Here is a 12,502-nt window from a genome sequence, read left to right on the forward strand (position 1 = left end):
TCAACTGGACACGATGCCGACGACCAGGTTGATGGTGGTCGCCAGTATGACTGTGCCGAACAGGTATGACAGCAGGCAGTGCCGCAGTGCCACCGACCGGATGACCGAATCTGTGACGCTCGTGTCGGACACCTGATACGTCATACCGAGGTTGTAGCTGAAGTAGAAGAAGTCGCGGAACGCCGGTGCGTCTGGACAGTTGAAGTCGATGCCGCCCACCGGGGCCGTGTAGTACAGCTTCGCGTAACGCGCCGCGTACATCAGGTGCATACCGGCCCAGGCCATGAAGACCCCGGCCAGCGCCGCGGTCGCCGCGGTCGGATCACTGTGCGAGCCACCGTGCACGAGCATGAAGACGATGCTGACCAGGGCGCCGACGGCAGCAGCCACGATCACAAGCTCCTCGACCACCGGGTTGAAGGCTTCCTGATGTGCGTGATCGTGGGTGCCCTCGGCGTCCATGGGCCACAGCAGGATCCAGCCGGCGAGTACGAACATCGCTCCCGTGGTGGCGATCCCGACCAGCACTCCCAGCGGGGCGTCGGTCAATCCTCCTGTGATGGCGCCGGCGGCGACCCCGACGATCACCGAACCGCCGAGCCGGCCGGGCGCGGAGAGCAGTCTGGTCGTGTCCATCAGGCGGACGCCGTCGCGATGTCATCTGGCATGAGGTAAGTGTGCGCGCCGGAATCGGTGTTGGCACGCACACTAGCGCTACCCGCCGGGCAGCTCCTCTGGCCGCAGATCGGTGGGGTCACCCGGGCGGGTCAGCGTCAGGACCGCGCGCACGATCTCGGGTCGGGTCTGGAGTGCGTCGGCGATCGCGTTGAGCCGTTCGGCGACATTGGATTCGGCGGCGTCACCCGCGAGGTCGACCGCGGCCACCAGGTACATCCGGTCGGCCCCAACCCATTCCATGTGTAAGTAGCTGATGCGCTCGATGTCGGTATGGTCGAGTAGAGATCGCAGGACGTAGTTGCGGGCGGGCGGAGCCACCGCCTCCCCCGTGAGGAAGTCCATGTTGCGCCCGATGAGAAACAGTGCGACACCGCCCAGCAGCACACCGATCAGGATCGAGCCGACTCCATCCCACACCGCGTTGCCGGTGAGTTGGTGCGCCAGGATGCCGAGCGCCGCGATGACGACGCCGATCAGCGCCGAGAGGTCTTCGGCGAATACCGCACGCAACATCGGATTCGACGTCACCCTGATGTATCGCAGCGGGTGAATGTGTCGCCGCACCGCAGTCGATCTGGTCTGGTGCAGCGCCTGCAAGAAGGATGTGCCTTCGAGCACGAATGCGACGCCGAGCACCGCGTAGGCCCAGCCATACGACGTCGCTTCGGCCTCCCCGCCCAGCGAGGCGACGCCGTGCCAGATCGACACCACCGCACCGACGGTGAACAACCCGAAGGCGGCGAACATCGACCAGATGTAGCCGGCCCGTCCGTATCCCAACCGATGTTGCGCGTCGGCCGGTTTCATCGACTTACGGGTCCCGATCAACAGAAAGACCTCGTTGCCGGTGTCCGCCCACGAATGAGCCGCCTCGGCCAGCATGGACGCCGAACCGGTGATGCCCGCGACGACGGTCTTGGCGAGCGCGATCAGTACGTTGGCGCCGAGGGCGATGATGACGGTCAGGGCACTCTCGTTGTGTGTTGCCTCCCCGTCGGTGGTCATCACCCACACTTACCCGTTGGCGGCCAGACGCAAAAGTGCCCCGAAACTTGCGTTTCGGGGCACTCGTGCTCGGGGTGCGAAACCTAGAGGCGTTCGATGATCGTGACGTTGGCGGTGCCGCCGCCCTCGCACATGGTCTGCAGCCCGTAGCGGCCGCCCGTGCGCTCCAGGGTGTTGAGCATGGTCGTGAACAGCTTGGCGCCGGTGGCTCCCAGCGGGTGCCCCAGGGCGATGGCGCCACCGCTCGGGTTGACCTTGGCCGGATCGGCCTTGGTCTCCTTGAGCCAGGCCAGCACGACGGGTGCGAAGGCCTCGTTGATCTCGACGGTGTCGATGTCGTCGATCGACAGGCCGGTCTTCTCCAGCGCGTACTGGGTGGCCGGGATCGGGCCGGTCAGCATCATCACCGGATCGTCGCCACGCGCGCTGATGTGGTGGATGCGGGCGCGCGGCTTCAGGTTGTACTTGTTGATCGCTTCCTCGGAGGCCAACAGGACTGCCGCCGCGCCATCGGAGATCTGGCTGGCGAGCGCGGCGGTCAGCCGGCCACCCTCGACCAGCGGCTTCAGCGAGGCGAGCTTCTCCAGCGTCGACTCGCGCGGGCCCTCGTCGACGCCGAAGTCACCGACCGGAACGATCTCGTTGTCGAAGTGCCCGGCACGGATCGCGGCGAACGCCCGCTGGTGGCTGTTGTAGGCGAACTCCTCCATCTCCTCGCGGGAGATGTCCCACTTCTCGGCGATCATCTCCGAGCCGCGGAACTGGGAGATCTCCTGGTCGCCGTAGCGGTGCAGCCAGTTCTTGGATTCGTTTGTGGGCGAGGTGAATCCGAATTCCTTACCGACCACCATGGCCGAGGAGATCGGGATCCAGCTCATGTTCTGCATTCCGCCGGCCAGGATCAGGTCGGCGGTGCCGGACATGATGGCCTGGGCGCCGAAGGAGATGGCCTGCTGGCTGGAGCCACACTGCCGGTCGACGGTGACGCCGGGGACTGCTTCGGGGTATCCCGCGGCCAGCCAGGTCAGCCGGCCGATGTTGCCGGCCTGCCCGCCGATGGCATCGACGCAGCCGACGATGACGTCGTCCACCGCACCCGGGTCCACGTCGGTGCGGTCGAAGATGGCGCGGAACGCGTGCACGCCGAGGTCGATCGGGTGCACCTCTGCCAGCGAGCCGTTCTTCTTTCCGACCGGCGTACGCACTGCGTCGACGATGTATGCCTCAGGCATTGTTTGTCTCCTTTGACAGGGTGATTCCGCCGAGAACTACGGCGAGGTACTGGCGGCCGACCTGTTCGGCCGTGAGTGGTCCGCCCGGCTGGTACCAGCGGACCGAAACCCAGGTGGTATCGCGGATGAACCGGTACACCAGGTCGACATCCAGATCGGGGCGGAAGGAGCCGTCGGCCATGCCCTGTTCCAGGATGTCCAACCACATCCGGCGCTGCTCTTTGTTGCGCTCATCGACGAAGCCGAACTGCGGCAGCGAGGACAACCGCTTGGCCTCGTCCTGGTAGATCACCACCTGCGCATGCCGATGCTCGATTGCCTCGAACGAAGTCATGAACAACCCGGTGAGCCGCCCCAGCGGGGTGGACTCCTGATCCAGGATCTGCTCGTACCGGGCGAACAACCAGTCCAGGAAGTCCTTGAGCACTTCCTCGACCATCTGCTCTTTGGACTTGAAGTGGTGATAGAGGCTGCCCGACAGGATTCCCGCGGAGTCGGCGATATCGCGGACCGTCGTCGCCTTCAGTCCGCGTTCGGCAAACATGGTCGCGGCCAGGTCCAGAAGCTCGTCGCGTCGGCTTGCCGGCTGGGCAGGGGTATCCGGCTCCATCGACACAGCATAGCAACCAAGCGCTTGCTAGGTCACCCCCGGAGCGAATCGGTCTTCCGACGCACCATCTCGGCGATCCAGACGGGGGCATACGGAGATGTGCATCCCGGTGACGTCGGGTAGTCCTTGAGTACCGCCAGGCGTTCGCCGATCTCGATGGCCCGAGCGCGATGTCCGGGGTGCTCGATCCCGATTTGAGCCAAGCAGGTGTTCATCGCCCACTGCAGGCGAGCCGGGGCATCGTTCATCTCAGCCTCGATGACATCGAGCAACGCGTCGAGATCGAGACCGTCGGGCTTCTTCGCCACCCGATCGGCGGTCAGAGACCACCCGGCACCGGCGACCACTGGATCCGGGTCGACGCACCAGGCCACCCGCAGCTCTTCTGTGTTCGGGTTCTTCTTCACCACGTAGTTCACGAGCCAGTCATGAACCTTGGGCGCACGGGCCTCGCGCAGCATGCTGTCCAGCTCGTCGCGCCCGAAGTCCTTCGGCCGACAGATCAGCAGCGCCAGCAGTCTCGCCGCCGTGTCACCCGTCCCCCAGAGCTGTTGTGCCAGTTCCTGTTGCGATTTCAGTCGCTTCGCGAGTGCTCGCAGCTTGCTGAGGTTCACGCCGTGATCATCGCCATGCCTCTCGTTGACCTCGCGCATCTTCGGGTCTTCGAGCCCTGCCAACTCCGCCATCACATCGGCCAGCTTGGTCTCGGCCACATCCGCCTCCCGTTGATCGAGTGCGGAATTCAGCCTACGGCGGCAAAACGCGCCGGCCGGCAGCTGAGCTTGCTCCAGACAAGCGATGGGGTCCGGGACAGCACGGCTGCGCCGGACCCCATTCGTAGTCGATCAGCAGGGTGTGAACGGCAGGCAGGGGCCGCGTCCCGGAGGCGGCGGCAGACCCGGCCCTGGCGGCGGCAGACCCGGACCCGGTCCGAATCCCGGTCCACCCGGACCGCAGGGCGCGCCCGGCGGGCAAGGTGGAGGCGGTGCCGCAGCGGCAACCGCAGAACCGATGGTTGCTCCCCCGCACAGCGACAGTGCAATCAGGGCCGAACCTACGGCCGCTCGACGTTTCATCGTCCGCACAATTCACTTCCTCTCAATATCGATACGTACACATCGCCGCCGCGGCAGGACATCGGGCGACAGACCAATGGTGTCGAAACGGACTATGCGGCCGCTTTCGCTCCCCTGTCCCCCATCTATGAATCCAGCCAGCGCAGACCGGCCCCGCCCCTGCGTCCTCTTCATAGCTGTGCCACACAATCACCACAGTCGACGCACAACGCGACTTACGACAATTTGCCGGTGCCCAGTTCCGACGACGCCGCCTTTGAAAAATTGATGTCCGCCAATGCGCGGGCCGTGATGACGCGCGCTGACGGCAGCCCGATTCAGGTGCTCGTGGTCGATGACGAACCCGGACTGGCCGAGTTGGTATCCATGGCGCTGCGATACGAAGGCTGGCAGGTCTCCATTGCGGCCGACGGATCATCGGCGATCCGCCAAGCCCACCAGAATCCGCCCGACGTCGTCGTCCTGGACATCATGCTGCCGGACATCGATGGACTCGAACTACTTCGGAAGCTCCGCGAGACGCGACCCGGACTGCCATTGCTCCTGCTGACCGCCAAGGAGTCACTCGAAGACCGCATCGCCGGGCTCGCCGCCGGCGGCGACGACTACGTCACCAAACCTTTCAGCGTCGAAGAACTCGTGCTGCGGTTGCGTGCGCTCATGCGGCGTACCGGCGTTTCCGACGACACCGGGGCGTCAAAGCTCGTCGTCGGCGATCTGGTGCTGGACGAAGACAGCCACGAGGTCTTCCGAGGTGGGGACGAAATTACTTTGACAGCAACTGAATTCGAGCTGCTTCGGTACCTCATGCACAACTCCAGACGGGCGCTGACCAAGGCGCAGATCCTCAGCCACGTGTGGAACTACGACTTCGACGGGCGTTCCAATGTCATCGAGCTCTACATCTCCTACTTGCGCCGGAAAATCGACGCGGGCCGCACACCGATGATCCACACGCTCCGCGGTACCGGATATGTCCTCAAACCGCCCCGCTGAGCCACGACCGCCGGTTCGGCTGCGACGCCCCCGGACGTGGTCACTGCAGGCCCGCCTGCTGCTTGTCCTCGCTGGGTTACTCACCTTCGTGTGCTGCGGCATCGGAGCCGGGACGCTGCTGGCCATGAACCATTTCCTGACCGAACAGTTGGAGCACCAGGTACTCGACGCCGGATCACGATCGATAGTGTTCCAAAACTTCGGGCCCCCACCGTTCGTGCGGTTCGACGGCCCCGGACCGATGTTCCTCGACGCCCCAGGTCAGTCGGTCGGCACCGTGGGAGCTCTGGTCGCCGACGGCCACACCTCCGAGGCGGCCGTGATCGCTTCCGACGGAGACCGACGGGAGCTCTCGCCCAAAGCTTTCGAGCAACTGTCCGGGATCGGAAAACAAACTCTGGTCCGCATCGATCTGGACGGACTCGGCGACTACAAACTCGTCAACGTCGCCGCCGACGACGGGCGGACAGTCGTCGCCGGTCTGCCCATGGCTGGCGTCACCAAGACCCTTCTGTCGACGTTTGGCTTCTTCAGTGCCGTCGCGGCAACCGCGTTGATCCTGGCCACTGCGGCCGGGATCGTGATCATCCGGCGCCAGTTTGCACCACTGTCGCGGGTCGCGGCCGCCGCGTACCGGGTCGCCCAGCTCGAACTCGACCGCGGTGAAGTCGACCTGCCGACGCCCCTGGTTCCCGTTGACCCAGACAGTGCCCGTACCGAAGTTGGCCAACTGGGTTCGGCCTTCAACCAGATGCTGGACCGCATCGCCGACGCGCTCGCGGTGCGGCACGCCAGCGAGACACGGGTACGCCAGTTCGTCGCCGACGCCAGCCATGAACTGCGTACACCACTGGCGTCTATCCGGGGCTACACCGAACTGGCTCGCCGCAGACTTGCCGGCTGCCCGGACGACCTCGCTCATGCGATCGAACGCGTCGACGCGGAATCCAAACGGATGACCCAACTGGTCGAAGACATGCTGCTGTTGGCGCGCATGGACGCCGGTCGCCTGCTCGACTACGCATCTGTCGATCTGTCCGAGCTCACCGTAGACGCCGTGAGCGACGCTCACATCGCGGGGCCCGTCCATCGCTGGTCGGTCAACGTGCCCGACGAACCGGTACTGGTCACCGCAGACCGGCTCCGGGTACACCAGATGCTGGCGAACCTGCTGACGAATGCCCGGGTGCACACGCCCCCGGGGACCGGGGTGGACACCACCCTGCGCCGACGCGGAAAAGATCAGGTGGTCTTGACGGTGACCGACAACGGGCCAGGAATCCCGAAGGACCAACAAACCGAGATATTCGAACGTTTCGCCCGCGGCGACTCATCCCGGTCCCGGCGCGCCGGGAGCACAGGTTTGGGCCTGGCCATCGTTCGAGCACTCGTCAAGGCCCACGACGGCACGATCGAGGTTCAAAGCGTTCCGGGCAAAACATCGTTCGCCATAACGCTTCCCGCGATCATCCCGGACTAGACGGCCCCGAGGGTGCGGCGCGCAGTCGTACGCGCCGCACCCGCAGTTTCGCTAGCGGGGGCCGGGACCGCCCGGATGGCCCGGGGCGGGCGCGGGAGCGCCGGGGCCCGGAGGCGGGCACGGCTGCAGCGGTGCACACGGGGCCGGGGCGGGGCCTGGTCCGGGCGGCGGGGGCGGAGCGGCATTGGCCACCCCACTGAATCCCAATGCAGCCAGCGACATTCCACCGAGGATTGCGACTCCGCCGATCAGGCGGCGCGGATGCGACTTCATTCTCATTCCTTTCCGTGCGCGGACCCCTAATTTGACACCGCCTGCACCGCAGCAACTTTGGCGCACGACGATCTCTTCACCGCAACGGAAACATTACAGTCTGCACACTATGGAAACACTGTGCGAAACCTATGCCTGATATTGGAATGCATTGCACTGCATCGTATTTAGACATTACCAGGAAATGATAGCTATGACACAGGATCTTGATAGCTAACGCTTATCCTCAGCACTACCTGCCCGCGAACGGCTGAAACCGAGATAACTTGGCCGACGCGGTAAGACCACACGGTCAAGCGGGCTGAGGCACGCTCCCGACGACCGAGACCTCGGGCATCCTTGCGGCCGCACGCCTGGACAACACCACAGACAGCGCGGTTGCCGCGACCAGGACCACCAACGCCACGGCACCAGCCGATACCGACGTCGGCCACACCCCGTTCAACAACAAGATGGCCGGCACGGTGCAGGTCGGGATTCCCAGCAGCACCAAGAACCATCCGGTGAAGTGGCCCAGGTCGATCCGGCCGGCTTTCGTCACCCCGAGCCCCATGAGGACGAAGAACAGCGTCCACATGATCGCCCAGGTCGCCCAGATGACGGTGAACACCGGATCGGTCTGGACGCTCTTGATCGCGTAGTACGCCGCGATCACCGCGACGAACGTGCTGTACCAACCGAATCCGCGCGGATCGATGTCGAAGATCTGGATGAAACCGAACCACAGATAGGTGAATCCGAACAGGTAACTCGGCCATGTCGCGTTGACGATGCCGGGATCGCCTCCCGCTTGGGCGAGGACGAGGGTGGGCAGAACCACCTGGGCCGCACCGACGAAGAGGTTGAGCGGCGCAGCTCCCCGGGGATCGACGATCCCGATCGAGACCAGCCCGTTGACGAACAGCGCCACGCCGACGAGAAGCAGCCCGACGTTTCCCATCAGCGGCCGATCCATTCCACGAACTGGTCCGACGTGATGACCGGTGCGAAGAAGTTGTTGATCCGCTCGAACGCTGCCCGCTCCTGGTCGGGGTGTGCCGCACCGGTCGCATCGCCGATCACGATCGGCAACAGACCGTGATCGCGCGCCGCGCGGGCATTGCCTTCCACGCACCAATCGAGATGGATCCCGGTGAGCACCAACACCTCGACCCGCTGCCGACTCAGTGCGCCGGGCAGGTCGGTGCCGACGAACGCCGTCTGCAGCGCCTTCTCGTACAACTCGTTGTCGCCCGGCTCGACCAGGTCGCGCAGTTCTCCGACAAGTTCGTTGTCCCAGGCGATCTGCTCAGGCGTGGCATCAATGTGTCCGGTCCAGCCGTCGTACTGCACCCGGTCGAAATCAGTCTTCGGGTAGTCGTCACGGAACACCGAGAACCCGATCCAGTTGAACGAGACGAAGTTCGGGGCCGAGCGCGCCGCTTTCGCCACCTTCACCGTCGCGTCGAGACTGCCGCGGAACGCGTGCCCTTCGGCGTATTGGACCCCACCCGGCTTGTACAGCGAGTTGGATTGGCTGATCGACAGAAAAGCGGCCGGCCGGGAGAGAATCTCGCGAAAATCCAGGCGTTCCCACTGCTTGGCCAGCGGTGGGATGGCGGCCCGGTTGTCGACCGGATAGCCGAGCTCCTCTGGATCGAGCGCGATCGGTTCCAGCGGAGTGGTTCGAGAAGAGCCCTCGACGGAGAGTGCGGTCACACGGCATACCTTCGGCCGGTGACGGCGAGGTTGACAGTCTTTGAATCTCCGCGATTCTGGCGCACCTACCGGTAGTCGTACGACCAGTACACCGAGCAGTACTCCGGCAGATCGGTCACCGCCGGACGGTCGGCTCGCGACCGCGAGAGATTGAACAGGTACCACGGGTCCGAGTCCTGGCCATCGGATCGCACGCAGGCGCGGATGTGCTCGGGCAACCGGTGCAGCGCCGGGTCGATGTCCGACGACAGCCGGGACAGGTATTCGGCGTCGAGCTGACCGTTCTGCTGGAACCGGTCGATGTTTCGATCGGCGACGAGCCGCTCGGGATTGAGCGCCGCCAGCCCGAGCAGCGCCACGACACCGGCGACCAGCACCGCGTGCGGTAGCCACCGGCCCGACATCCGCACCCCCGTCCCGGCGACGAGCAGGAACACCACCCCCAGCCACAGCTCGATCGTCACCACCATCAGCCGATCTGTACTGAAGCCGTATGCCTGCTGGTACAGCCACATCCGGTGAATGGCCGAGATCACCACGACAACCGATGTGGCGCAGAGTATTCCGATCAGGGTCCGCAGCAGACGACGGTCAGCCGCGTCGGCCCGGCCTGCCACCCTGATCACCGCGCCGAGCACCAGCAGGGTCAGCGCCGAGACCCACAGCAGCTGCCAGAAGCCTTGCCGGGCGTATTCGGCGTAGGTCAGCCCTTCGGTTTCCAGCACATGGGTGTGACCACCGAACAACACCGCGGCCTGCACCGCCACGAATGCGAGGAACAGCGCGTCGAGCACGCCCAGCGGTAGCGCCCACTCCCAGCGCGGCACCGCCTTCACCGGCGCGGGCGCCAGGACATCGAGCCGCGGTGGGAACCGGGTCAGGTAGGCACCGCCGAGCACGCAGGACGCAACGATCCCGAAAACCACGACCCGCGCGACGGCGTCGACGCCGTCGAAGCTCGGCACCAGGTTGCCGACCAGATGCGCGAAAGCCGCGTCCGCCGAGGCGAACAACGCCCCGAACACGAACGCCAGCAGCACGGTGAGACCGATGACGACGGCGACGCGACCCGGGTTGGCGACACCCACCCGGCTCGGCAATCCACGCCGGACCCACCCGCTCACCCGGGCCGGCAGGGCCCACGCCAGGAACGGCGCGCTGAACACTGCGGTCCAGGTCCGCCCGCCGAAAAGCGTGCACCAGCCGACGATCCAGGCCGCCATGATGCACAGCACACCCAGCCAGTCGGCCGCCAGCAGCGCGGGTACCGCCAACAACGCGATGGTCAACGCCATCCCGGCCCACTCCGTGCGAGTCGGTCGACGCTCGGCAGTGCCGAACACCACGCCGAAAACCATGATCCCGACGGCCAGGTAGCCGATGCTGAGCACGGACGGCCGCCACACCGCCGTTCCTACCAAACCTGCGACGACGGCGAGGATCAGCAGTCGGCGTGGGGCCGACGACAGCGGCTCGATCGGCCATACCCGCCGCGGCCACACCGTCCAGCCGGGCTCGCCCGAGCTCGGCAGCGCCGGACCGATCAGTGGCGGTATCACGGGGTGTCCCGGGTACGGCGGAACTCCTGAAACTCCTGGAACCACAGTCGTCATGGCAACCCTTCCCCCGTCGTCGATTCGGGAATACCAACCTTGATCCGGCATCCCGCCCCGGTATCCATCACTTCGATTACCCCGCCGTGCAATTCGACTGCCCACCGCGCGATCGCCAGCCCCAGGCCCGTGCCACCGTCAGACGTCGCACCGCGGGTGAACCGCTGGAAGACGCGCTCACGCTCGGCGGCCGCGATGCCAGGGCCCTGATCCGACACTTCGAGCCGCAAGCCCGACACCTGGCCAGTCGCCAGGACCATCACTCGGCCACCGGTCGGACTGTGCCGAATGGCGTTGTCCACCAGATTGACCACCACCTGCCGTAGCCGTGCCGGGTCGGCGACGGCCTTCAAGTCGGGCGGGGACACCCTGATGACGACCGGTATGTCGCTCGCCGACACAGAGACGTGTTCGACGGCGTCCCGCAGAAACTCGTTGACGTCGAACCGACTGATCTGCAACGGAATCGCCCCGCCTTCGATACGGGACAGATCGAGTAGGTTGCTCACCAGCTCACCGAGGCGCTCGGTTTGCGACAGCGCCATCCGCATGGTCTGGGCGTCGGGCTCGACCACACCGTCCACCACGTTCTCCAACAATGCCTGTAGCGCCGTGATGGGCGTGCGCAATTCGTGGGACACGTTGCCGATGAGGCCGCGCCGGTACTCGTCGGCCGCCTCGAGATCCGCCGCCATTTGATTGAATGCAGCCGCCAATTGACCGATTTCGTCTCGGGAGGTGGCGCGCACGCGGATGCTGTAGTCGCCGCGGGCCATCGCCCGTGCTGCCGTCGTCATCTGCCGCAGCGGTGAGGTCATTCCGTGCGCCAGGAACTGCGTCAAGATCAACGAAGTGGCGAGTGCGGCAAGCAACGCGTACCGGAACTGCCAGCTGGCGCCGACCCAGAAAGTGAACGAGGCCAGCAGGATCGCCCCGCCCACCAGCAGGCCGGTCTTGACCTTGAACGACGCGAATGGATCCAGCGGACGAGGCAGCCGGTCCCACAGTGCGGTCACCCGGCCGGCCAGGCTCATCGTGCCCCTCGGCTCTTCGCGCAAGCGCTCATCGCGGTATCTCCAGGGCGTAACCAACGCCGTGCACCGTACGAATCAGCTCGGATCCAAGCTTTCGCCGTAGCGCCTTGACGTGACTGTCCACGGTGCGACTCTCGACGTCCGAGGTCCATCCCCAGACGTGTTCCAGCAGCGTGTCCCGGGCTACCGCGGCCCGGGGCCGGCCGGCGAGGAACGCCAGCAGGTCGAATTCGGTTCGAGTGAGGTGAATCTCCACGGCATCGTCGCCGGAGCCCTGGTGAACCCGACGCTCGGCCAGGTCGATGCGGTAATCCCCCACTGACAGCGGCTGATCGGCAACCGCACGGTCCACCCGCCGCAGTAACACCCGCACCCGAGCCACCAATTCACGCATGCTGAACGGTTTGGTCAGGTAGTCGTCAGCACCGATCCCCAAACCGATCAGCATGTCGGTCTCGTCGGTGCGCGCGGTCAGCATGAGCACCGGCACGACCCGCTCGGCCTGGATGCGCCGGCACACCTCGAGTCCGTCGAAGCCCGGCAGCATCACGTCGAGCACGACCAGGTCGGGCCGGGTCGACGCGGCGGTTGCCACGGCCGAGGGGCCGTCGACGGCGGTCTCGACCTCGAACGCCTCGGCGCGCAGCCTGGTGGCCACCGCGGCCAGGATGGTCGGCTCGTCGTCGACCACCAGGATTCGCTTCACGAACCCGACTCTAGGTGCAGGTTGTGGTGGTCACGGGCAGTGTTTGTGAAGATCCTGTGGAGACCGTCGCGAATTTGCTGTGGTCGGGTGTCGGGCGTTCT

Annotated in this window: 13 protein-coding genes; 2 read left to right on the top strand and 11 right to left on the bottom strand. The window is 65.5% G+C overall.

The features are described from left to right. The 5 genes from H977_RS0112730 to H977_RS0112750 form a co-directional block, all read right to left on the bottom strand. Entirely contained in the window at positions 1–636 is a 636-nt protein-coding gene (locus H977_RS0112730; protein ID WP_029108232.1) for a DUF1345 domain-containing protein, read from the bottom strand. Between the two features lie 78 nt (positions 637–714). Further along, the gene (locus H977_RS0112735) at positions 715–1,683 is read right to left on the bottom strand and encodes a cation diffusion facilitator family transporter (protein WP_029108233.1); all 969 of its coding nucleotides are present in this window, start codon (positions 1,681–1,683) and stop codon (positions 715–717) included. Positions 1,684–1,766: 83 nt separating this feature from the next. Beyond that, entirely contained in the window at positions 1,767–2,915 is a 1,149-nt protein-coding gene (gene fadA6, locus H977_RS0112740) for a steroid 3-ketoacyl-CoA thiolase FadA6 (RefSeq protein ID WP_029108234.1), read from the bottom strand. Then, positions 2,908–3,525, bottom strand: coding sequence for a TetR family transcriptional regulator KstR2 (kstR2, locus tag H977_RS0112745; protein WP_029108235.1), 618 nt, complete (start codon positions 3,523–3,525; stop codon positions 2,908–2,910). The genes fadA6 and kstR2 overlap by 8 nt, the downstream gene beginning before the upstream one ends. A 32-nt stretch (positions 3,526–3,557) precedes the next feature. Next, positions 3,558–4,211, bottom strand: coding sequence for a DNA alkylation repair protein (locus H977_RS0112750; protein WP_051288863.1), 654 nt, complete (start codon positions 4,209–4,211; stop codon positions 3,558–3,560). 681 nt (positions 4,212–4,892) lie between these two features. On the opposite strand from H977_RS0112750, the gene H977_RS0112755 reads away from it, so the two are divergent. Beyond that, the gene (locus H977_RS0112755) at positions 4,893–5,597 is read left to right on the top strand and encodes a response regulator transcription factor (RefSeq protein ID WP_036475984.1); all 705 of its coding nucleotides are present in this window, start codon (positions 4,893–4,895) and stop codon (positions 5,595–5,597) included. Further along, complete coding sequence (locus H977_RS0112760) at positions 5,575–7,077, top strand: sensor histidine kinase (protein ID WP_036475870.1); 1,503 nt, start codon at positions 5,575–5,577, stop codon at positions 7,075–7,077. Before H977_RS0112755 ends, H977_RS0112760 begins: the two co-directional genes overlap by 23 nt. Before the next feature lie 51 nt (positions 7,078–7,128). On the opposite strand, the gene H977_RS35255 is transcribed toward H977_RS0112760, so the two are convergent. The 6 genes from H977_RS35255 to H977_RS0112785 all read right to left on the bottom strand — a co-directional run bounded on the left by H977_RS35255 (position 7,129) and on the right by H977_RS0112785 (position 12,401). Next, positions 7,129–7,350, bottom strand: a complete 222-nt coding sequence (locus tag H977_RS35255) for a hypothetical protein (RefSeq protein WP_175538015.1) — start codon at positions 7,348–7,350, stop codon at positions 7,129–7,131. A gap of 292 nt (positions 7,351–7,642) precedes the next feature. Next, complete coding sequence (locus H977_RS0112765) at positions 7,643–8,290, bottom strand: AmiS/UreI family transporter (protein WP_036475988.1); 648 nt, start codon at positions 8,288–8,290, stop codon at positions 7,643–7,645. Beyond that, positions 8,290–9,048, bottom strand: coding sequence for a cysteine hydrolase family protein (locus H977_RS0112770; protein WP_029108240.1), 759 nt, complete (start codon positions 9,046–9,048; stop codon positions 8,290–8,292). The genes H977_RS0112765 and H977_RS0112770 overlap by 1 nt, the downstream gene beginning before the upstream one ends. Before the next feature lie 65 nt (positions 9,049–9,113). After that, the gene (locus tag H977_RS0112775; RefSeq protein WP_029108241.1) at positions 9,114–10,661 is read right to left on the bottom strand and encodes a DUF4153 domain-containing protein; all 1,548 of its coding nucleotides are present in this window, start codon (positions 10,659–10,661) and stop codon (positions 9,114–9,116) included. Continuing rightward, positions 10,658–11,677: a HAMP domain-containing sensor histidine kinase gene (locus H977_RS0112780; protein ID WP_029108242.1), complete on the bottom strand. Its 1,020-nt coding sequence runs from the start codon at positions 11,675–11,677 to the stop codon at positions 10,658–10,660. Before H977_RS0112780 ends, H977_RS0112775 begins: the two co-directional genes overlap by 4 nt. Before the next feature lie 46 nt (positions 11,678–11,723). Next, positions 11,724–12,401 (bottom strand): response regulator transcription factor, encoded by a 678-nt coding sequence (locus H977_RS0112785; RefSeq protein WP_036475871.1) that lies wholly within the window; start codon positions 12,399–12,401, stop codon positions 11,724–11,726. Positions 12,402–12,502: the final 101 nt, after the last annotated feature.

The sequence above is a fragment of the Mycobacterium sp. URHD0025 genome, assembly GCF_000426065.1.
GTDB lineage: Bacteria > Actinomycetota > Actinomycetes > Mycobacteriales > Mycobacteriaceae > Mycobacterium.